Source organism: Gordonia mangrovi (assembly GCF_024734075.1).
In the GTDB taxonomy this organism is placed as follows: domain Bacteria; phylum Actinomycetota; class Actinomycetes; order Mycobacteriales; family Mycobacteriaceae; genus Gordonia; species Gordonia mangrovi.
Map to the genome: position 1 here is coordinate 2,658,005 of NZ_CP102850.1, position 22,083 is coordinate 2,680,087.

Annotated in this window: 18 protein-coding genes; 6 read left to right on the forward strand and 12 right to left on the reverse strand. The window is 65.8% G+C overall.

The features are described 5' to 3' along the window. Positions 1 to 42: 42 nt before the first annotated feature. Genes NWF22_RS12070 through NWF22_RS12080 form a run of 3 tightly spaced genes read right to left on the reverse strand, consistent with a single transcriptional unit; the run spans position 43 to position 3,108 of the window. Positions 43 to 1,236 carry an NAD(P)/FAD-dependent oxidoreductase gene (locus NWF22_RS12070; RefSeq protein WP_160901920.1) on the reverse strand — a complete coding sequence of 398 codons (1,194 nt, stop codon included), beginning with the start codon at positions 1,234 to 1,236 and terminating at the stop codon, positions 43 to 45. Positions 1,237 to 1,282: 46 nt separating this feature from the next. Next, entirely contained in the window at positions 1,283 to 2,521 is a 1,239-nt protein-coding gene (locus NWF22_RS12075; RefSeq protein ID WP_160901921.1) for an allantoate amidohydrolase, read from the reverse strand. Beyond that, entirely contained in the window at positions 2,518 to 3,108 is a 591-nt protein-coding gene (locus NWF22_RS12080) for a HutD/Ves family protein (protein ID WP_160901922.1), read from the reverse strand. The genes NWF22_RS12075 and NWF22_RS12080 overlap by 4 nt, the downstream gene beginning before the upstream one ends. A gap of 107 nt (positions 3,109 to 3,215) precedes the next feature. Here NWF22_RS12080 and NWF22_RS12085 point away from each other — a divergent pair, with 107 nt between their 5' ends. Then, complete coding sequence (locus NWF22_RS12085; protein ID WP_160901923.1) at positions 3,216 to 4,103, forward strand: LysR substrate-binding domain-containing protein; 888 nt, start codon at positions 3,216 to 3,218, stop codon at positions 4,101 to 4,103. Between the two features lie 90 nt (positions 4,104 to 4,193). Further along, the gene (locus NWF22_RS12090) at positions 4,194 to 5,996 is read left to right on the forward strand and encodes an ABC transporter substrate-binding protein (protein ID WP_160901924.1); all 1,803 of its coding nucleotides are present in this window, start codon (positions 4,194 to 4,196) and stop codon (positions 5,994 to 5,996) included. On the opposite strand, the gene NWF22_RS12095 is transcribed toward NWF22_RS12090, so the two are convergent. The 9 genes from NWF22_RS12095 to NWF22_RS12135 form a co-directional block, all read right to left on the reverse strand. Continuing rightward, on the reverse strand, positions 5,993 to 7,066 hold the full coding sequence (locus tag NWF22_RS12095; protein ID WP_160901925.1) for a tartrate dehydrogenase: 1,074 nt from the start codon (positions 7,064 to 7,066) through the stop codon (positions 5,993 to 5,995). The two genes, NWF22_RS12090 and NWF22_RS12095, sit on opposite strands and share 4 nt — an antisense overlap. Continuing rightward, entirely contained in the window at positions 7,063 to 9,462 is a 2,400-nt protein-coding gene (locus NWF22_RS12100; protein ID WP_160901926.1) for a penicillin acylase family protein, read from the reverse strand. The genes NWF22_RS12095 and NWF22_RS12100 overlap by 4 nt, the downstream gene beginning before the upstream one ends. A gap of 80 nt (positions 9,463 to 9,542) precedes the next feature. Beyond that, complete coding sequence (locus NWF22_RS12105; protein WP_160901927.1) at positions 9,543 to 10,460, reverse strand: polysaccharide deacetylase family protein; 918 nt, start codon at positions 10,458 to 10,460, stop codon at positions 9,543 to 9,545. 60 nt (positions 10,461 to 10,520) lie between these two features. Further along, a complete protein-coding gene (locus tag NWF22_RS12110) occupies positions 10,521 to 11,258 on the reverse strand; it encodes an SDR family NAD(P)-dependent oxidoreductase (protein WP_160901928.1) in 738 nt (245 codons plus the stop codon). Positions 11,259 to 11,287: 29 nt separating this feature from the next. After that, positions 11,288 to 12,412 carry an MFS transporter gene (locus NWF22_RS12115; RefSeq protein WP_160901929.1) on the reverse strand — a complete coding sequence of 375 codons (1,125 nt, stop codon included), beginning with the start codon at positions 12,410 to 12,412 and terminating at the stop codon, positions 11,288 to 11,290. Positions 12,413 to 12,474: 62 nt separating this feature from the next. Beyond that, positions 12,475 to 13,500, reverse strand: coding sequence for an ABC transporter permease (locus tag NWF22_RS12120; RefSeq protein WP_160901930.1), 1,026 nt, complete (start codon positions 13,498 to 13,500; stop codon positions 12,475 to 12,477). Then, complete coding sequence (locus tag NWF22_RS12125) at positions 13,497 to 14,516, reverse strand: ABC transporter permease (RefSeq protein ID WP_160901931.1); 1,020 nt, start codon at positions 14,514 to 14,516, stop codon at positions 13,497 to 13,499. Before NWF22_RS12125 ends, NWF22_RS12120 begins: the two co-directional genes overlap by 4 nt. Further along, positions 14,516 to 16,078 (reverse strand): sugar ABC transporter ATP-binding protein, encoded by a 1,563-nt coding sequence (locus NWF22_RS12130; RefSeq protein ID WP_160901932.1) that lies wholly within the window; start codon positions 16,076 to 16,078, stop codon positions 14,516 to 14,518. The genes NWF22_RS12125 and NWF22_RS12130 overlap by 1 nt, the downstream gene beginning before the upstream one ends. A 71-nt stretch (positions 16,079 to 16,149) precedes the next feature. Continuing rightward, a complete protein-coding gene (locus NWF22_RS12135) occupies positions 16,150 to 17,214 on the reverse strand; it encodes a sugar ABC transporter substrate-binding protein (protein ID WP_160901933.1) in 1,065 nt (354 codons plus the stop codon). 463 nt (positions 17,215 to 17,677) lie between these two features. Here NWF22_RS12135 and glnT point away from each other — a divergent pair, with 463 nt between their 5' ends. From glnT to NWF22_RS12155, 4 genes are read left to right on the forward strand one after another with little or no spacing between them, the layout of a single operon-like run. Next, positions 17,678 to 19,024, forward strand: coding sequence for a type III glutamate--ammonia ligase (gene glnT, locus NWF22_RS12140; RefSeq protein WP_160901934.1), 1,347 nt, complete (start codon positions 17,678 to 17,680; stop codon positions 19,022 to 19,024). A gap of 55 nt (positions 19,025 to 19,079) precedes the next feature. Beyond that, positions 19,080 to 19,988 carry a class II glutamine amidotransferase domain-containing protein gene (locus NWF22_RS12145; RefSeq protein ID WP_160901935.1) on the forward strand — a complete coding sequence of 303 codons (909 nt, stop codon included), beginning with the start codon at positions 19,080 to 19,082 and terminating at the stop codon, positions 19,986 to 19,988. Next, positions 19,976 to 20,668, forward strand: coding sequence for a GltB/FmdC/FwdC-like GXGXG domain-containing protein (locus NWF22_RS12150; protein WP_160901936.1), 693 nt, complete (start codon positions 19,976 to 19,978; stop codon positions 20,666 to 20,668). The genes NWF22_RS12145 and NWF22_RS12150 overlap by 13 nt, the downstream gene beginning before the upstream one ends. 17 nt (positions 20,669 to 20,685) lie before the next feature. Next, positions 20,686 to 22,017, forward strand: coding sequence for an FMN-binding glutamate synthase family protein (locus tag NWF22_RS12155; protein WP_160901937.1), 1,332 nt, complete (start codon positions 20,686 to 20,688; stop codon positions 22,015 to 22,017). Positions 22,018 to 22,083: the final 66 nt, after the last annotated feature.

The following is a 22,083-nucleotide window of genomic DNA, read 5'->3' on the forward strand; positions in this document are numbered from 1 at the left end:
GGGTCGGGACTCGTTGATGGACAGCCGACGGTCGTGGTGGCATCACCGCATCTCGCCGGCCCCCTCATACGGGTTCAGGCTCAGCAACAGATCGCCCTCGGCGAATCGGGAGTGCCGGAAGTCTCGGGGGTCGACGTTCTTCAGCGTCGTGGAGCCGCTGAGCAGCAGATCGGCGACGAGTTTGCCGACGGCGGGGGAGATCTTGAAGCCGTGACCGGAGAATCCGGTCGCCAGGAACAGCCCGTCGACCGGCGCGGGGCCGATGATCGGGTTGTAGTCCGGCGTCACGTCGTAGGCGCCGACATAGCTGCTGGTGATCCGCGGATCCGGCATGTCGGGCAGGCGATGCCCCGCCTTCATGATGATCTTGTCGATGGTGGACTCGTCGGCGCGGTTGATGTAGTTGTCCGGATCGATGTACTGCGGCGCAGAGTGATCCGAGTTCCCCATCAGCAGTTCGCCGTTGGGTTCGCGACAGATGTAGGACAGGCCCGCCAGATCGGAGAGCACCGGCACCACCGGGGTCGGCTCGCCCTGATCGATCAGCACGAGCTGCGCGCGCTGTGCGCGCACGTCGACCGGCACGCCGACCGGCTCGGTGAGTGCCGGGGTCCACGGGCCGGCCGCGACGATCACCGTGTCGGCGTAGATGGTGTCCCCGTTGGCCAGTGCGGCGCCGACGACGCGTCCGTCGTCACCTTGCAGGAGCTCGGTCACCGTCGTCGACTGGCGGACCTTCACGCCGAGCTTGCGGGCCGCGGCAGCGAACGCCATGCCGGCCATATAGGCCTCACCACGCCCGCCGAGCGGCTCGTAGGCGAAGGCGGCGAAGTCGTCGAGGTGCAGACCCGGCCACAGCTCGGCCATCGTGTCGTGGCCGATGAAGTCGACGTCGATGCCGAGACCTTGCATCATCTCGACGTTCGCGCGCAACGGGCCGACGTTGTTCTCGCCGACACCGACCACGTAACCACATTGCTGGAAAGCCATGTCGTCACCGAACAATTCCGTTGCGCGGGTGAAGATGTCGACGCCGTACCAGCTCATCGCGGCCAGCGACGGGTTGCCGTAGTGGCAACGGACGACGCCGCTGGACTTGCCGGTCATCCCGGAGCACAGCGTGTCCCGTTCGACGACGAGGACGTCGGTCTCGCCCTGATCGGCCAGCGACCAGGCGATGGCGAGGCCTTCGAGGCCGCCGCCGACGATGAGGAAACGTGTGGTGGTGGGGGTCATGGGTGAGTTCACTTTCCGTGGGTCAAGGGTGGGGTAGAGGTGTGTTTCAGGGCTGGGTCAGCAGATCCGCGAGAACGGTGGCGAGGGTGTCGCCGCCGGCATCGGCGTCAGGGTCCTCGACGTACTCTTCGGGGGAGTGCGAGATGCCGGTGGGGTTGCGGACGAACAGCATCGCCGTGGGGATCTCCTCTTTGAGAACGCCGGCGTCGTGACCGGCGCCGGTCGGCAGGATCGGGGCGTCGGGCAGGATGTCGGAGAGCCGACCGCGCAGGCCGGGATGGAAGTCCACCCGTGGACTCATCGACGCCTCGGTCAGCGTCACCGAGCAGCCCTCGGCCCCAGCATGCTCGCGGGCGACGGCAGCGATGTCGGCGACCAGCGCGGCCACCACGGCGTCGTCGGAATGGCGGACGTCGAGCCAGACATCGACCCGTGATGCGATCACGTTGCTGCCACCCGGAATCGGATCGAGTTTACCGACGGTGGCGCGGGCACCATCGACGGCCCGGCCGAGTCGTCGTACGTCCAGAACCGTTGCGGCGGCGGCGAGCATGGGGTCGCGGCGCCCGTCCATCAGGGTGGTGCCGGCGTGATTGCCTTGGCCGCTGAACGACAGTCGCCACCGTCCGTGGCCGAGGATCGACGACCCGATCGCGATGGCCCGGTCCTGATCGATCAGACCGCGACCCTGCTCGACATGCAGTTCCACGAAGCAGCCGATCTGCGACAGTCGCTCGTCGTCACGACCCATGCCGGCCGGATCGAGTCCGTTGCGGGCCGCGAGGTCGGCGAAGGTGGTGCCGTCGGCGTCGGTGAGCGCGGCAGCCCGTTGGGGGGTGACCGCGCCGGTCATCAACTGCGAACCCAGGCAGGCCAATCCGTAGCGTGAGCCCTCCTCCTCGGGGAAGACCGCCAGCGCGAGGGGACGCTCGGGCATCACCGAACCGGCCTGCAGGGAGTCGATGGCGGCGAGCGCGGACGCGACACCGAGCGGGCCGTCGAAGGCGCCGCCGCCGGGAACCGAATCGAGGTGGCTACCGGTGACCACCGCGTCGGTGAGGGGGAGCCGGGCAGGGTTCCACCACGCCCAGATGATGCCGTTGCGGTCCTGCTCGATGTCCAGTGATCGTGCGCGGGCCGCTGCGATGAACCATTCTCGAAGCTCGAGCTCGGCAGCGGAGTACACCGGCCGGCTGTAACCGCCACGGGCGCTGTCGGTGCCGATGTCGGCGATCTCGGCGAGCAGACCGCTCACCGAGGTCGTGTGGGTGATGGATTCGGTCATGGATTCTCCTCGGAGTGCAGCCGGACGGCGGCGACAGTTGCGGCACCACGGATCTGGGGTGTCAGATCGGTGAGAACGACAGTGTCCCAGCGGCGCAATTGCTGCTGATCGATGATGAGGTGGCCGGCGAGCACCACCAGCGCGACGGTGTCGTCGGTAACGGCATCGACCGTGCCTCGGACGTGGCGGAGGGTGAGCGTGCCGTCGCACGTGGCGCGCTGCATCATCAGGTTGAGCAGTCGTGTCGGCCGCCGGATGGGGGTGGCGGACACGATGTCCTCGCCCGCGAAAGTCACGCGGTCGAGAAGCGCCAGGGTGTGCGTCGTGTCGTTGACGGTGAGTTCCACCGGGTCGTTGCCCACGACGACGGCCGTTCGATCCATTCCGGGGAACTGTGAGAACCGACAGGAAGAGTCGATGTCGGCGATGCTCAGGGTCCAGTCCGGGCCGTCGGCGGGGCCGCCGGTGACGATTCGCCGGGTGACGCCGCCGCCGTTGCGCCATGGCGTGGCGGCGAGGTCTGCCGCGCGCACGATTCGGACGGGTATGTCGGAGCGTTGGAGGGGTGGGGCGTGGTCGATCGTCATTTCGGTGTCCGTCCGCTGAAAGTCAGTGCACTTCCAGTAGACGGTGCTGATTAACAAAACTCCAATACGTATTTGACGATAACTATTCTGATGGAGAGAATAATGCGATGGAGCTGCGTCACCTTCGGTATTTCCGCGTGCTTGCCGACGAACTGCACTTCGGACGGGCGGCCGCTCGGCTGCACATCTCCCAACCGCCGCTGACCGCACACATCAAAGAACTGGAGCGGGAGGTCGGCGCGCGGCTTTTCGATCGCACCACGCGGCGCGTGGCGTTGACTGGGGCCGGGGAGGTGTTCGCCGAGAGGGTCGATGCGTTGCTCGATGACCTCGACGATGCGGTACTCGAAGCCCGTGACCATGCAGAGGGGCGGCGCGGGCGCATTCGGGTCGGCTTCGTCAGTTCGGCGAGCGGGACGGTGCTGCCGCCGGGGTTGCGGATCTTCCGCGAGATCCACCCGATGGTCCGCGTGGATCTGTCTCCGCTGACAACTCGGGAGCAGCTCGATGCTCTGACGGCAGGGTCTCTCGACGTCGGGCTGATCCGATCCGGGGGAGCCGACCCCGGGTTGACGGTGGAACCGCTGTTCGCCGAGCCGATGGTCGCGGTCGTCCCGGTGGAGCACGCGCTTGCCTCACATGAGAGCATCGACGTCGACGACCTCGTCGACGAGCGGCTCATCCTGTTCCCCAACGACCTCATGCCGGCGTATGTGGCGCAGATCTGGGCCCTGTTCGCCACCGTCGGCGCCGAGCCCCTGGTGGTGCAGGAGGCTATCCATCACGAGACCGTGGTCGGCTTGGTGTCGGCGGGTGTCGGGATTTCCATCCTGCCGGCATCGGTGGGACGGTTCCGGCCGGCCGATGTGGTGATCCGGACCATCAACAATGCGCCGACCACGGAGCTGTTGATCGCGCGTCCGACCGATCTTGCGAAGCCGGCCGTCGACGGGTTCGTTGAATGTCTGCGGGCCGCGCAGCGGGTGGACGCCTGACCAAAGTGCAGCGACTGGCCACTACCGATACACTTTGTTCCCTGTCATGAATCGGGAACGTGGCGAGGATTCGTGACGAAGGAGAACACCGTGGGTAGATCTGTCCGAATCGACGAGGGTCCCTGGAGCGGTGCGCCTTTTGTGGTGCGTGTCCGACGCTCGGGGCAGCTCGGCATCATCGAGCGAGGGACGCCTGACGATGTGCCCGTCGAACTGGTCCGACTGGCTACCGCGATGTTCCGGACGTCCCTGACGAAGTGCAGTTTCCTCTGGCGCCCCAACTCCGATGCCATGTTGTGTCGGGTCACCGTGGAACTGCACACCGACGGCAGTGTCGATCACGTTCTCCTCGCTGGTGAACAGATCACCGAGCTTCCGCACGGCCTGTCGGGTCGCGAACTCGAAGTGCTCACTCTCCTTGTCACCGGACGCGGAAACGTGCAGGTGGCCGAGGACCTGTTCATCTCGGACCGGACTGCGGCATCGCACATCAAGAACGTCCTTCAGAAACTGGGAATGCCGACGAGAACGGCCGCCGCCACGTATGCGCTCGACGCGGGTCTGCTGCAGGTGCCGCTGCCGGGCGCCACCGAGTACTACGCCAAGTTGTCTGTCGGTCGACTCGTGCGCGCCGCGGCGGTAGACCAGTCGAGCACCGTTTCCACGCACCGCCGCCCGTCGGCGCCGGGGATCATCCACCGGCGGCGTCGCAAGCTCGTGGTCGGGGCTGCGGTCCCGCGCACCGGCCTCGGTCGCGACGACGGACGCGAGATGCTCAACGGACTTCAGCTCGCCATGGATGAGATCAACGCGGCCGGCGGTGTTCGAGGGCGTGAGGTCAAACCGCTGTTGGTCGATGTCGACGTCACGTCATCGGTGTCGGTGAGGTCGGCATTCGATCAGCTTCTCAGCGGCGGCGCCGACGTACTGACCTCGGGGTATCTCGCGGCCCAGGACGTCGCTCACGAGATCGCCGGCGACTCCGGAATCCCGTATCTGCACGCAGCCACCAGCGGCGTCATGGAACGCGCTGTCCAAAATGACCTGGGACGCTTCGGCCATGTGTTCCAGGTCTGTGCCAGCGACACGAGCTATGCGCCGGCCTTCGTCTCGTACATGCAGTCGCTGTGCGATGCCGGCCACTGGCGTAGTCCCTCGAAACGTCTTGTGGTGCTGCAAAAGAACTGGAGTCACGTCGACTTCGGTGTCTCGGCAGCCGCCTCGCTGGCCGAGGAGTCGGGCTGGCAGCTCGAGGTGGTGCCCGTCACCGGTTCGAATGCTGATGGCGGATGGGCCCGGGCCGTACAACAGGCATTGACCGAACCCGCGGCCGCGGTGATGATCGGCAGCTACTTCGTCGAGGACGTCGAGCAAGCGGTTCTGGCCTTGCACGACTCCGGTTCGCCAACGCTCGCATATGCAATCTATGCACCCTCCGTGCCGGCGTTCCGGGACCGCCTCGGTGCTGCCGCCGAAGGAGTCCTCTGGGCGACGATGACCGGGACCTATTCGGACACTCGCGGTGTGGCGTTCAGCCGCCGCTACACTCGCCGCTTCGGTGTCCGCCCGGGACGCTCGCACGCCGGCCTCGCCTACGATCGCATGCACCGCATCGCGTTGGCGTGGCGGATGTCGGAGGATCTCACCGATCCCGGCGAGGTGGCCACGGCGTTGCGGTCGCATCCCTATCGAGGGGTGAACGGCACCTACAACTTCGACACGCCCGGGCAGGCGGCGCAGGGCTTTGCGGGTCCTGTCGGTGATCCCTCGCTGGCCCAACCGCAATTGATCTTCCAGATCCAGGACGGCGCCCAGGTGATCGTGAGTGGGGGACCGTTCACGACCGGAGAGTTCCGTCTGCCCGGGAGTCTCGAGATGTCCTCCGGTCGCTAGTCGATTCGCTTCAGCAGTTCCCGGGTGAACTCGGCGGTGCCGGCCGAACCGCCGATGTCGCGGGTGCGTATCCCGTCGACGAACAGCGCGCGCACGGCGTCCAGGATCTCGGTCGCCGCCTCGCGGTGTCCGAGGTGCTCGAGCATCATCGCCGCGGACCATATGGCACCCACCGGATTGGCGAGATCGCGTCCGGCGATGTCGGGGGCCGATCCGTGCACCGGTTCGAACATCGAGGGGAATTCGCGCTCCGGGTTGAGGTTGCCCGACGGCGCGATCCCGATCGAACCCGCAACCGCGGCAGCGAGGTCGGAGAGCACATCGCCGAAGAGGTTGGATGCGACGATGACGTCGAAAGCGGCCGGCTCCAGAACGATCTTGGCCGCCAGCGCGTCGATGTGTTCACTGCGGAGCGCGACGCCGGGGTGATCCTCGGCGACCTCCGACACGACCTCGTCCCAAAACGGCATCGTGTGGACGATCCCGTTCGATTTCGTCGCCGATGTGACACGTCCGCGTCGGCCGGCGGCCAGACCGAAAGCGTACTCGGCGACTCTGGAGATTCCTGGCCTGGTGAAGACCGCTGTCTGGATGGCCTGTTCGGAGGCTAGTCCCCGATTCATCCGTCCGCCGATCTCGGAGTACTCGCCCTCGACGTTCTCCCGGACGATGACGAAGTCCACCCCGTCAACGCGAGTGGCGTCCTTCGCGGCGGTCAGGGGTGAACGCACACCATCGAAGACCATGATCGGCCGCAGGTTCACATACTGGTGGAACGCCCGTCGGAGGGGAATCAGCAAACCCCAGAGGGAGATACTGTCCGGTACCCCCTGCCAGCCGACGGCGCCGAGCAGAATCGCGTCGTGACCGCGAATCGTATCGATGCCGTCGGTGGGCATCATAGCCCCCTCATGCACGTAACGCTGGCACGACCAGTCGAACTCATCGAAGTCGAAGGTGATCCCATGGCGGTGGCCGATGGCCTGCAGGACTGCGGCCGCGGGCGGAACGACCTCGGCGCCGATTCCGTCACCGGGGATCAGTGCGATCCGGTACCCCACGCGGGTCATCGGGTCGGCGCCTCGTCGCTCGCCGCGGAACGCAGGACGATACGTCGTGCGACAACGGATTCCACCGCTTCTCGGCTGTACGCCAACTGGAAGGCCGTGTCTGATTGCCAGGCAGGCAACAGATCGGCGTAGTGATCCGAACGCGGATCACCGGATTGGCCGGGCGAATTGAGTACCAGACTGCTGTCCCACTCTCCGACGTCGACGGCGATCCGGAAGCTCGACCCCATCACGGCGTTGAACTCTGCGTCGTACCCGGTGAGTCCCACTGTGTCGCCGCTGCCGGAGCGCGGAACGGGTGCCAACTCACCCCATTCGGAAGGTGTGTTCGGTGTCTTGGACAAGACCGCATGTCGCAATGTGGTCCGGTGAAGCGCTCCCCACTGCCAGCGGTCTCGGTCCGGACCAAGGAGGTCCGCGATTTCGGCGAGGGCGGACGGCAACGTCTCGGCGACCCCTTTGCCGAGGAGTTGAAGATCCCCGTCGTCGTTCTGGTCGAATGACGCGACCATGCGCAGGTCGGGCCTGATATCGGAAAACAGTGTGTCTGCCCGTAGCAGTCGGTGACGCCCCGCCGCCGCGTTTTCCGCCGGAACACCAAGGCGCTGGAAGCACGTGTCGACCAGCCACGGCCGGAAGTGTCGTCGCTGCCAGACCTGGAAGATCAGTGCCGCACGCGAATCGATGGACTCGGTCCCGTCCCACTCCTGCAGCTCCCGCCACTCCGTGGCAAACCCCTCCGGCGTGGCGACACCGGAGAGTGCTTCCAGCAACCGGCGTCCATGAACATTGTCGGCGTTGGACTGCATGTTGATGCTGGACTCCACATCCAGCGGCGCACCGCTGGTGAACCACGCGCGCAAACGTTCATGGCGCGCACTCGAATACCAATCCACCGTGGTCGGCAGTGCCACGCTGTCGTGGACGTCGGGCACGTTGTTCTGGTTCGACGTGGTGAACCAGCCGCTCTCGGGATTGACCGCCGATGGGAGCTCGTCAACGGACGCGAATCCGTCCCATTCGAATGTGCCGTCTCCCGGGACCGGCCTCGAACCATCCCAACCCACGCGGCGTGGCACCAAGGCGCTGGCTTGCCAACCGATGTCGCCGTCCTTGCTGGCGTACACCATGTTCACTCCGGGCGCGCCCCAACGACGTAACGCACGGCGGAACTCGTCGGCGTCCGCGGCGTCCTGATACTCGAGGCTGGCGAGGTAGGGGGCCATTCCCGGCTCCAACCAGACCGCTCGTATCGCCACGACCCTCCGCGCATCCAGATCCGTGTACACGACCGGTCCGTGGCGGGTATACGAGAGTTGGTGGACGACATCGGCTTCTCCGGCAACCGGCGACGATTCCTCGACGACCTCGAACTTCTCCCAGCCGCCCCGGTATCGATAGCGGGAATCGTCGGTGGGATGCAGCTCGTAGATGTACATGTCCTCGTGATCGACCGGCCAGATCGTCAGGCCGAAGGCGACACGTCCGTTGTGTCCGATCGAGATTCCCGGCAGGTTGGGTTCTCCGGCGCCGATGACGCTGAGCCCGGGCGCCTCGAGGTGGGCGAGATAGCGCAATGCCGGCAGGGTGACGGCCCGGTGCGGATCGTTGGCCATCACCGGTCGGCCCGACGCCGACAACCACGGCGCGATCACCCAGTTGTTGCTGCCGGAGGGCGTCGACACCTCCGACGCAGTCGCCGTGCCGAAGTCGACCGGCGCAAAGGCCTCACGGTAAACGTCGAGGACCTCATCGCGAAGGTGGGCGTAGAGGCTCACATCCGCATCGTCGAGCTCACCCGCCGGCTCGCGTACCGATCGGAACTCTTCCCCCGGGGCCCCCAGGTCGCGCAGGGTGAGTGCGCGGGCGAGTTCCTGTTCGACGTTGTACAGCAGTCCGTGCGTCCGGATGCGTACGACGTCCTCGGGGCGCCAGTACGCCGGAAGGAACCCGAGCGCACCGAACTCCGGCGGCAGCCGCCGTTCCGGATCTTGCAGAGCCCAGGACACGTAGGCATTCACTCCGGCCACGAATGCGCTCACGGTCTCCTCGGCATCGGTGCTGTAGGAGAGCCATTCCGAGCGCATGTCGCCGCGATAGAGGAACAGACGGGTCGCGCGGTCCTGTGACACATACTCGGGCCCGAGAACCTCGGCCAGCAAACCCAATCCGCGCCGCCGCCACAGATCGATCTGGAAGAGCCTGTCTCGTGCGGCATGGAAGCCCTGGGCGACAAAGGCATCCATTCGTGTGGTCGCGTAGACGTGGGGAATGCCCCACGTGTCGACGAGGATCTCCACGTCGTCGGTCAAGTCGGATACGCAATATTCGTCTTGCCGAGGGTCGCTCCGGTCGGCAGTCAGCGGTTGCGGGTCGCTGTGGGCGGTGGGGTTCATCGACGCTCCTCCGAAGGGCAGTTGGGAATCGTCCCCCGGGCGGCCCGGTTTGAGGGCCGCCCGGGGTCACGAGTTGGTGGTCAGACCCAGCCGGATTCGGCGGGAGTCGGTTCGACACCGCGCAAGTCGGGTAGTTCGAAGAGTTTCTGGTCCTCCTCGTCGGGAACCCAGGCCTTCGCGATCTCCTCGAGGGTTGCGAACCAGACACCCTCGTGACCGGCGATGTAGCCGAGCAACTCCTCGTACCACATGAGATGGTGTGGCTGCCCGATGATCTGCGGGTGCACGCAGGTCGCGAAGACGGGGTTTTCCTCTCGTTGATACCCGAAGTCGAAGATGTCCTTCCACCGTTGCAGGATGGTGCGAGAGTCTTGCATCCCCGCTTGGGTCCCGGTGTACGCGAGCGGTGGGAAGTCGTCGAGGTACCAGCTCACCGGGATCTCGAGCACTCGGCTCGCGCGTCCGGCGACATTGGCCTTCTCCCAATTGATCTGCCAGCGCTGCGGATGATACGGGTGGTAGTCGCGTCCCATCAGGCTGGTGTCGTAGATCATGCCGGTGTCCTCGAGGATGTCCAGCGTGCTCTCGCTGTAGTCCCAGTACGGGGATCGGTATCCGACGGGGCGGACTCCGAGCACGTTCTTGAAGGTGTCGAAGGCGAGGTCGACGAGCCGGCGTTCGGTGTCGGCGGAGATCATCGTCGGGTTCTCATGGTAGTAGCCGTGATGGCCGAACTCGTGGCCGTTGTCGGCGACGGCCTTGCATTCTTCGGTGAAGGTGTCGACCGAGTGTCCCGGTACGAACCAGGTGGTCCGGACGTCGAACTGCTTGTACAGGTCCAGGAGTCGTGGCACGCCGACCTTCGCGCCGAACTCGCCGCGCGACATGAATGACGGCGTGGGACGGTTGAATCCGCCCAACCACAGACATTGCGCGTCGAAGTCGGTGCCCAGGCTGACGGCGATCTTCTTCCCGGGCGGCAGTTGCAGGTGTCCCATGATGTGTTTCCTATCTTCTCTGTTCGAATAGACATTGCGACGCTCGATGGCGCCGGTCGGTCAGATGCTGGCGCCGCCGTCGATGGTCATCTCGGCGCCGTTGACGTAGCTGCTCTGGTCGGATGCGAGAAACGCGGTGACCTCGGCAAGTTCGACGACCGAACCCCGGCGTCCCAGCGGGGTCACGGTCTCGATACTCGAGTTCAACTCCTCGGAGTTCTCCAGCAGCATTGTCGTGTCGATGAAGCCCGGATGCGTCGAGTTGACCCGCACACCATGCGGACCGAACTCGCGTGCGGCGTACTTGGTCATTCCGCGCACGGCCCACTTGGTGGTGCCGTAAGCGGCGTGGCCGGGGAGTGCGCCCAGACCGGAGATGGACGAGACGTTGATGATCGACCCGCCACCCGAGTCGCGCATCGCCGGGAAAGCCGCCTGCATGCCGAGGAATACGCCGAGTTGATTGATGCGGTAATGGAAGTCGAGCAGCTCGAGTGTGGTGTCCTCGATCATCGCGCGCTTGTAGACGCCGGCATTGTTGACCAGGATGTCGAGGCGACCGTGGGTGGTCACCGTGTCGGTGATCACCGTCTTCCACGCGTCGGCGTCGGAGACGTCCAGGTGTGCGTAGGTGGCGGCCTCGCCGAGCTTCTCGGCGAGCTCCTGGCCGAGGTCATCGGCGATATCGGCGATGACGACATGTGCGCCCTCGTCGACGAAGAGTTGGGCCTGTGCGGCCCCCATCCCCTGAGAGCCACCGGTGATGATGGCGACTTTCCCGCTGAGCAGGTCGGACATGTTGGGTCCTTTCATTCGTTGTTGCACTGTCAAATCCGCGCAGACTCGCGTTGGTGCGAGACTGCGGCGTCCGTAGCGGCGATGACGAGGGCCGCGGCCCCGATGGCGAGGGCCAGGCCCTGCACCGCGTTCGTGAAGCCGATGACATCGGCAAGTGCGCCGGCCCCCAGCAGAGGAAGTGCGATACCGCAGTACATGGCCAGGTAGTAGGTCGAGATGGCCGCGGCGCGTCTGCCATCGGGAGCGATCCGGTCCGCCGCCGTGAGTGTGATCGGGAACAGCAGTCCGTTGGCCATCCCCACCAGTGCTGCCGACACGAACAGCAAGCCGAGATTCGTGAGTGCGACGGCCGCAGCGAGACAACCTGATCCGACGGCAAGCGCTGCGGCACCCCAACGGGGGCCAGACACCCGTCGGCCGACAGTGAGCTGCGCCAGGCCACTGATCACGTAGCACCCGGCAGCAACTGCTGCCCCGACTTCGATGGAATCTTCGGCTCCTGAACCCACCAGGCGTGGGCCCACACCGGCGTAGACAGCCATCCCGGCGAAGGTGACTGCGGCGATCGCGAGAACGCCGATGAATCGCCCGCGACCGGTCGAAGGGATAACCAGAGGCACTCGAAAGAGTGAGTGCTGTGTGCGATATCGTTCTGCCCGAAAGAGCATCGTCAGGGCCCACGCCATGCAGGGCAGCATTGCGCCCAGATAGGCGTACCACACCACGGTGACCCCTCGGTCGACGAGGAAGCCGCCGAGCACAAGGCCCACCGCGATACCGGTCGTTGTCGCGATACTGATCAACCGCGATCGCCAGGTCGCCGACACCCGGGTGGTTGCCAGCGTCGCAGCCGTCGCCCCGGGGATCAGGCCGGCGGCGAGACCTTGCAGAACGCGTCCCACCGTCAGCGTCGCTGCGGAGTCGGCGAACAGATTGACGACACCACCGGCGGTCGCGATCACGACTGCCGCCGCCACCACCGGCCTCGGACCGTACACATCGGCGGCCTGCCCGAGGAGCAGGAGCGCGATGACCACGCCCGCGACATAGGCGACGAACAGCGCCGTCGTCGTCGTCTCGGAGAGGTTCCACTGCTCCTGGTAGGTCGGCAGCAGTGGTGTCGCCACCGTGACGCCGGCGAACACTACGGTCATCGTCACCGTCGCCGCACCCGCGTCCAACCGGCCTGTGTGTGAACGATTCTCGACAGGCGAGATCACGCAGGCACCTGCTGGGTCGCGGGGGTGACGCCGCCGCGGGCCGATCGGCGTCGGGAACGTGCGGTGACCAGCATGCGAATGAGATCCGGGGCGGTGGCGATCGTCACGGCCAACAACAGGATGCCGGTGACCACGTTGGTCATCCAGTCCGCGGTGCCCAGGATCGCGAGGGTCTCGCGCACGGTCGCGTACGCGGCCAACCCGGCGAGCATTCCCCACGCCGACCCTCGGCCACCCGAGAGTGAGACTCCCCCGAGCAGGACAGCGATGGTGGCGAAGATCAGCGGGGTGAGTCCGAGGTTCGGATTGGCCGTCGACAGGCCATAGGCGGCCAGTCCGCCACCCAGCGACGACAGGACTCCGGAGGCGACGAGAGTGCCGAGCAGCACCATGTTGACCCGCACTCCCGCGATGCGGGCGCCTCGCCGGTCGCCGCCGACGGCGCGTAGCTCCATTCCCAGCGTCGTCTGCCTCATCAGCAGGGCGACGATGACAAAGGCGGCGAGCACGATCAGACTGCGGAGGGAGAACACCTCCAGGATGGGCGCATTGAGCCTCGCGCCGACATCGAAGTTCTCATAGGGCACGACCTTGTCGTTACTGACGACCCGCGCGAGTCCGATCAGGGTGATGTAGCCGCCGAGCGTCACCGGCACCGAGCTCATTGCGAATCCGGCGACCGCGCCGCCCTGGACCAAGCCGGCGATGAGTCCGACTCCTATCGCGGCAGCAAGTCCGAGCAGCGGCGAGTCCTGACCGACGGTCACGGCGACGACACCGCCGACCGCGTAGATGCCGGCGGTCGAGATGTCGTATTCCTTGACGATCATCGTCAGTCCGAGCGCGAGGACGACCAGACCGTAGTCGGCGACGACTTGCAGGATGTTGTAGACGTTGAATGTCCCGACGACGGCGCCGTTCAGCGGCGCGATGATGAACAGTGCGAGGGCCGCGACGATCAGGAGAGCGAACGGGTAAGCGTCGCGTCCGCGGGGCGCCCATTGGCGCGCAGTGGCCTTCATCGTCGGCTCCCGCGGTCGCCCAGATGGATGATGCAGACAACGACCAACACGATCAAGCCCTTCACCAGAAGTTGAATACCTGTGGAATAGCCGCGGATGAGCAACAGCGACGCGAGGGTCGCGATGACGATGGAACCGAAGAGCGTCCGCACCGCGGATCCGCGGCCGCCGGTGACCAGGCTGCCGCCGACGAGCACCGCGGCGATTGCATCGAAGTTGTACGTTCCCTCGATGGACAACGTCGCGTTGGCGTTGAAGGACGCCAACAGGATCCCGGCCAGGCCCGCGCATGCTCCGGCGATCGCGAATGCGGCGGCGGTGACCCGCGGAATGCTGATCGCGGCGGCCCGCGCCGCTCCCGCGCTCTCACCGACCGCGTACACATCGCGCCCGTAATGGGTGCGGCGCAACATCAGTTCGACCACCACCACGAGCCCCAAGAAGATGAGAAAGCTGATCGGTATGCCGAACGGCCGGCCGTTGAGGAAGGCGTAACTGGTGTCTCCGGTCGGGGGCAGGACCGTGACGCCGCCGGTGAGCAGGAGTGACAAGCCCTCCATCAGAACCCCGGCCGCGATCGTGACGATGATGGGGTTGGCGTTGAGTCCACCGACGATCAGGCCCTGAATCCAGCCGGTGGCCGCTGTCAGCAGGAGCGTGACGACGATCGCGGGGATGAGTCCCCACTGCAGTGAATAGAGGAATGCGAAGGCACCCACGGCGGCCGTGGTTCCCAACGAGAGGGAGAACAGTCGCCCGCAGAGCATGATCATGGTCATGCCGACCGCGATGATCCCGACGAATGCGCTGGCGAGGATCACGGCTTTGGCATTGGCGATGGTGAGAAATCCTGGCGTGGTCAGGCCGCCTGTCACGAGGATTGCGACGAACAATCCGCCGGTGGTGAGCGTGGCCACGGGTGTGGCCTTGACGGCATCGACGATGCGTGAGCCGGCGGATGCCTCGGGCGGTTCCGGGTGGGGTCGGGTCCCGGTGAGTCTGTCCATGGTCGTCATCAAGCAACCTCTGTGGTCGTGCGGTGAGTCATGTCACTGAACACCTCGGTCAGAGTGGTATCGGCCCGGCGTCGAATCGCGACGACCTGACCGCTGTACAGGGTGACGACCACGTCCGCGAGATCGAGCACCTCGTCGAGTTCGGTAGAAGCGAACAACACAGCGACCCCCTGTGCGGCAGCGTGTCTGATCAGGCGATGGATCTCGGCGCGGCCTCCGACATCGACGCCGCGCGTGGGTTCGTCCAGTAGCAGGACCTTGAGGTCGGGCCGCTCGAGGCACCGGCCGACGAGCACCTTCTGCTGGTTGCCGCCGCTGAGCGAGCCGACCGGCAGCGCAAGCCGGCGGATGTCGATTCCGACGAGTTCGGCGAGCTCTCGTGCCGAGCGCCGGAACCTCGACATGCGAAGGACTCCCGCCGACGAGATCGCCTTGAGTCGGGTGGCGACAAGGTTGGATTCGATTGTGCTCGAGATGAAGAGTCCGGTCGCTTTGCGGTCGTTGGAGACATAGTGGACTCCCGCCGTGCGCGAGGAGAGTGGGTTGGCCAGCTGGACACGGGTATCGGTGACGGACACCGATCCGCTCACCTCTGGTTCGAGACCTGATATCGCGGAAAGTATTTCGCTGGCACCAGCACCCAGCTGACCAGCGACTCCGACGATCATCCCAGCCGGCACCTCGAGGTCGACCCCGCGCACGCGTGTCCCGACGGTCAACGATTTGATCGACAGTCCGGTTCCGGGCTCCACACCCGCGAGGGGGTCATCTGCGGTACCGAAACCCGGTGCTTCGGAGCTGGTTTCGGGAGGAAGGTCACCGAGCATGAGGGTGACGAGATCATTCTTCGTCAGTGTGTCCACGGTCTGCTCGGCGACGGTCTGGCCGTCTCGCAAGACGGTGACCCGATCGCAGATGTCGAGGACCTCATCAAGGCGATGCGACACGAAGATGACGCCGGCGCCTTGAGCGACAACCGATCTCACCGCGGCGAAGACGTGTTCGATCTCGGCATCGGTGAGTGTCGCCGTCGGTTCATCGAGGATGAGGACCTTGGCGTTGCGGCCCAGTAGTCTGGCCACCTCGATCAATTGGCGTTCACCGAGAGAAGTGTCCGCGATCAGGCGCGACGTGGGCATGTCGTGCAAGCCGACGGTATCGAGCAGTTCCCTGGCGCGACGTGACCGGTCGGCTCGCCGCACGATGCGTGACTCCTCCACGTTGCCGAGGAAGATGTTCTCCGCAACGGTCAGTTCCGGCACCAAGCTCAACTCCTGGTCGAGCATCGCGATGCCGTGGCGTTGTGCGGCCTGGACGCCGTGCATCGTCACGGCTTCGCCGCCGACGAGCAGGTCGCCGGAGTCCGGGTGCTCGAGGCCGACGAGCATTTTGACCAGGGTGCTCTTTCCTGCTCCGTTGTGGCCGCAGAGGCCGTGGACCTCACCGCTTCGCACGGTCAGGCGAACGCCCCGAAGGGCCTGTACGGCGCCGTAGCGTTTGGTGAGATCCGCCGCGTCGACCAACGCGGGCGCAGTCGGGTTCGGTGAGCTCGGGATGGACACAGTGGACCCCTTCGGGCTGTCGGTGGGAGTGGCTCTGGCCGCCGGATGAGCCGGCGGCCAGAGCCCGCGCGTCAGTAGACGCAGATGTCGGCGAAGTCCTCGACGGTCGTGTAGGTGATCCGTTCGACTGGCACGCTGATCGGGCCGTCGGAGTCCAGCGACTCGCCGTTGAGGACCTGCATGATGTACGGCGTGTACTGCTCGGCCTCCTGCGCGGGTGCCTGCGTCGCGCCACCGTAGACCTTTTCGGCACGCATCGCGTCAATACCCGTTGTGGCGCAATTGCTGCCGGTGATGACGACACCCTCATCAGATGCGGGGTAGAGAGGGGCGCCGGCTTGCTCGGCGGCCTGCGCGATCGACGCGGCCTGGTAGTCGGCCATGCCGTAGATCGCCGCGATACCGGTGGGCCCGTACTTGGCGAACATCTGCGAGGCAATCGTCGCCGACTTCACGGGATCCCAATCGCCATCCTGTGTTTCAACGATTGTGTACTCCGGTGTCGTCGCCATCTGCTCGCGGAACGCGTTCATGCGGACCACAGTCGTGTTCTGTGTCGCCGTCCCGGTGATCGCGATGACGTTGCCCTCGGTGACACCCTGGGCCTTGAGGCCCTCCTGGATGTTCTCGGCGGCGAACGTGCCCAGTGCCTCATGATCGGGCTGAAGGGCCGCCGCGATGAGGCCGTCGGACTCGTCACCGACCACGGTGTCGACGACCACCACCGGAACACCGGCCTGCTGGGCCTTCTGATAGTCGGCGACTGCAGCGTTCGGGTCGTTGACGTAGTAGAGGATGAGATCGGGCCGCTGGGACACGGCCTGCGCGAACTGGCGCGACGCCTCGGCGGCGTCGAAGTCCGAGGTTTGTGTAGTGACCTGCACGCCTTCCTGTCCCAGTTGTTCCTCGAGACCTTTGTTGAAGCCGTTGCACCACGGATTCGAGTTGGTGCACGAAATCAGTGTGACGTTCTTGCCGTCGTCGCCGGCTCCTGCCGCGGAGTCGCTTCCCGAGCCGCCGCACGCGGTCAGCGCGAGAGTTGCGGCAGCGCCCACGGCTGCCAGCGCCCGGGCTCCGACGCGGCTGCGTCGGCCTCGGCTGCGCTCGGCCGCAGATGTATCAAGTGTCTTCTTCACGAATTGACCCTTCCTGGCGAGGTTGTGGTGACCCGAACGGGCCTGGTCGATGTCCTGCGGAAGAAGTTATGGGGTTCGGTGGAAGGTTCCATCCGCAAATTTGCGGATCCTCGATTACCGCTCGGTTTCTCTTGCGTGACACCGGTCCAGCACCGTTATGATCAAGGCGTGAGGCGATCAGTCGATTCGACTGATCCTGTCGCGCAACTCATCTTGCGTCTCTGCTGCTGGCGTTGAGTCGGCTTTGCACCAGTCGTCTGGTTCACCTCAAGGAGCTCTGACTCATCCGACGCAGGGGTCGTTGACCGGGTCGTCGAACATGCGGTCCCATCCGCCGCGATCGACACACAGGACTCACGACTCGGTAACCGGCTGGAAACAATCGCGAGGTCTACTCGGTGTAGACAACGTTTCCCTACAGGGGACATAATGAACCTGGACATCCACACAACGGAGAAGCACCATGACTGACCGCAACGAACTCGCCGACCTGTGCGCGGCCTCGGGGACAAAGTTCATCCTCGCCCTCTTCGTCGACCTCCGGGGAAAGCCGTGTGCCAAGCTCGTCCCGGTGGAGGCCGTCGATGAATTGGCCACTGAGGGTGTCGGCTTCGCCGGATACGCGGTGGGTGCCATCGGGCAGGAACCCAAAGATCCCGACCTGATCGCGATCCCGGACCCGGCCTCCTTCACTCCGATCCCGTTCATCAAGGAAGGTCTCGCGGTCGTGCACTGCGACCCACACGTCGAGGGCAAGCCGTGGCCGTTCGCGCCGCGCAATATCCTGAAGTCGCTGATCTCGCAGGCGGCTGACGCCGGCTTCGAGCCGTGGGTGGGCGCGGAGGTCGAATACTTCCTGCTCAAGCGGGATGCCAACGGTGCGCTCGTCACCGCCGACGACGCCGACGATTCGGATCAGCCGTGCTACGACGTTCGGGGCCTGACACGGATGTACGAGCACCTCACAGCCGTATCCACGGCGATGAATCAGCTGGGGTGGAGCAACTACGCCAACGACCACGAAGACGGCAACGGTCAGTTCGAGCAGAATTTCAAGTATGCCGAGGCGCTGGTCACCGCCGACCGGGTCATCACGCTGCGGTACCTGCTGTCGACGATCGCCGCCGAACGCGGCATGGTTGCGACGTTCATGCCCAAGCCGTTCGCCGAGCGTACTGGCTCCGGTCTGCACTTCCATCTGTCACTGACCTCCGGCGGTGCACCGGTGTTTCCCGACTCCGCAGGAGAGGACGAGCGGGGACTCGGATTGTCGCCTACCGCCTACGGTTTCGTGGGAGGCGTGCTGGAGCACGCCTGCGCGCTGCAAGCACTGATGGCCCCGACGGTCAACTCCTACAAGCGAACCGGCGCGACTGCCACCCGGTCGGGCGCATCCTGGGCGCCGCGTCGGGCCACCTATGGCGGGAACGATCGAACCCACTATGTGCGGGTCCCCGACGAACAGCGCGTCGAGCTGCGCGGCGGTGACGGTTCGGCCAACCCTTATCTGGCCATCGCCGCCGCACTCGGCGCCGGACTCGACGGCGTCAAGCGCAGCCTCGACCCGGGCGAGATCGGTAGCTGTCCCGAGCACATCGACGCTTTGCCGCTGACCCTGCTGCATGCCGTCGAGGCGCTCGACACCGACCCGGTGATCACCGGTGTGCTCAACGCCGCAGTGCCCGACATCGAGGACGGTGCGAGTGGTCCTGTCTCGGAGTACTTCTCCCGGCTCAAGCGCGAGGAGTTCTTCGCGTGGCATTCCGCGGTGTCTCCGTGGGAGATCGACAACTACCTGACCGCCTTCTAGAACCCTCACCGGCACATCCCAGCCAGACACGTTCGAGAAAGACAAGGAAACCACCATGTGCGGAATCGTCGGGTTGCACTTGCGCAACCCCGAACTCCACCCACGCCTCGGCGAGCTTCTCGGCCAGATGCTCGGCGAAATGCAGGACCGCGGCGCCGACTCGGCCGGTATCGCCATCTACGGTGACCCGACGTGGTCGCCGGCCGGCCACGGATGTGTGTCGCTGCTGGAGACCGGTGTTGAGGCAGCCGAACTCGACGCGGCCACCGCGGCCGTCGGCGCGGAGTTGGGAAGCGAGGTCACCGCACAGCTCGTCGACGACACCCTCGTCCTCGCCGCGGCCGACGTCGACGCGGAGACGCTGCTGACCGCAGTGACCTCCGTGTATCCCGAGGCCCTGGTCGCCGGCTTCGGCGCCGACCTCACTGTCCTCAAGGGGGTCGGGGCGCCGCGGGATCTGGTGCAGTCCTGGGGACTTCCGAGCGCAAGCGGCTGGCAGGGCGTCGGGCACACCCGCATGGCCACCGAGTCGGCGGTGACCTCCTCGGGTGCCCATCCGTTCGCGGTCGGACCCGAGCAGTGCCTGGTGCACAATGGATCGTTCTCCAACCACGCGACCATCCGTCGTGAGCTGCGCGCCGAAGGGGTGTCCTTCGACAGCGAGAACGACACCGAAGTCGGCGCCCGATTCGTGGCCCATCAGCTCGCACAGGGCAAGGATGTGGAGACCGCACTGAAGGAGGTGTGCACCACCTTCGACGGCTTCTACACCCTGTTGGTGTCCAATCACGACTCCTTCGCCGTGGTGCGCGACGCCATCGCCTGCAAACCGGCAGTCATCGCCGAAACCGACGACTGGGTCGCCATGGCCAGCGAGTACCGCGCGCTGGCGAACCTGCCCGGCGTAGAGAATGCACGTATCTGGGAACCCGAGCCTGAGGTGGTCTACGCATGGACACGCTGAACTCCAACACATTCGACCTGGCCACCACGCCGCTGCGGGAGATCAACGCCGCACTACACAGCGACGATGTCGCCGGTGAGATCGTCATCGAGCACCCGTCGGGCGCGCACAGCGTGGCCGCCGGAGTGAACGCACCGGTCAAGGTCACCGTCAACGGCCACGTCGGCTACTACGCGGCCGGTATGAACCAGCAGGCCGAGATCACCATCAACGGCAACGCGGGCACTGGTGTGGCCGAGAACATGATGAGCGGCACCGTGGTCGTCAAAGGCAACGCCTCGCAGTCGGCCGGTGCCACCGCGCACGGCGGCCTCTTGGTGGTCGAAGGTGACGCGGCGGCACGCTGCGGCATCTCGATGAAGGGTGTCGACATCGTCGTCGGCGGCAACGTCGGCCACAACAGTGCCTTCATGGCTCAGGCCGGGCGCATGGTGGTGCGCGGCGATGCCGGTGACGGACTGGGAGATTCGATCTACGAGACCCGCATCTACGTCCGCGGCGAGGTCGGCTCGCTCGGCGCGGATTGCGTCGCCAAGCCGATGCGTGCCGAGCACCTCGACGAATTGGCGGGTCTGCTGAAGGCCGCCGGCTTCAAGGATGACGATCCCAGGGACTACACCCGCTACGGCTCGGCCCGCGAGCTCTACCACTTCCACGCCGACAACACGTCAGCGTACTGAGCATTTCGGAGAACACCATGACCGACACCCGATCGATCGAACAGCGCGGGCTGCGCGAGTCCGCCACCTTCGACCGCACCACCATCGCCGCCATCCAGCGGGCCGCCGACACCGGAATCTATGACATCCGCGGATGGGGCGCCAAGCGCAAACTCCCGCACTTCGATGACCTGCTCTTCCTCGGTGCGTCGATGTCGCGCTACCCGCTCGAGGGATACCGCGAGCGCTGCGACACCGACGTCGTGCTCGGTAGCCGAAATGCCAAGTATCCGTTGCACCTCGATACTCCCGTCACCATCGCCGGGATGAGCTTCGGTGCACTGTCCGCGGGCGCCAAGGAAGCCCTGGGACGCGGCGCGTCGGAGGTCGGGACGTCGACCACCACCGGCGACGGTGGCATGACCCCGGAGGAGCGGGGGCAGTCGAAGAACCTCGTGTATCAGTATCTGCCGTCGCGGTACGGGATGAACCCCGACGACCTGCGTCGCGCCGATGCCATCGAGATCGTGCTCGGCCAGGGCGCGAAGCCCGGCGGTGGCGGAATGCTGCTGGGCCAGAAGATCTCCGAACGTGTCGCAGCGATGCGCACCCTGCCGCAGGGTATCGATCAGCGCAGCGCGTGCCGGCATCCGGACTGGACCGGCCCCGACGACCTCGCCATCAAGATCAACGAGTTGCGCGAGATCACCGACTGGGAGAAGCCGATCTACGTCAAGGTCGGCGCCACCCGCACCTACTACGACGTGAAGCTGGCCGTGCACTCCGGCGCCGACGTCGTCGTCGTCGACGGCATGCAGGGCGGCACCGCGGCGACCCAGGACGTGTTCATCGAACATGTCGGCATCCCGACACTGGCGGCGATTCCGCAGGCGGTACAGGCGTTTCAGGAGTTGGGAGTTCACCGCGAGGTGCAGCTCATCGTGTCGGGCGGCATCCGCAACGGAGCGGATGTCGCGAAGGCCATGGCGCTGGGGGCCGACGCCGTCGCCATCGGAACTGCCGCACTGATCGCGTTGGGCGACAACGATCCCCGCTACACCGCCGAGTACGAGGCGCTGGGTTCGGCCGCCGGGTATTACGACGATTTCCAGGACGGCAAGGACCCGGCGGGCATCAGCACCCAGGACCCGGCGCTGTCGGCGCGGTTCGACCCGGTCGAGGGTGGACGCCGGCTGGCCAACTTCCTGCGCGTGATGACCATGGAAGCCCAGACCATCGCCCGCGCCTGCGGCAAGGCGCATCTGCAGCATCTCGAGCCCGAGGACCTGGTGGCGATCACCATTGAGGCCTCCGCGATGGCCCGGGTGCCGCTGGCCGGTACGAGCTGGATTCCGGGCGCCGGGTTCTGAGCCGGCGCCATCACCGACCGGCGTTCCGGATCGCGAACGGGGTGTTCGCGGAAATCGACGTGACTC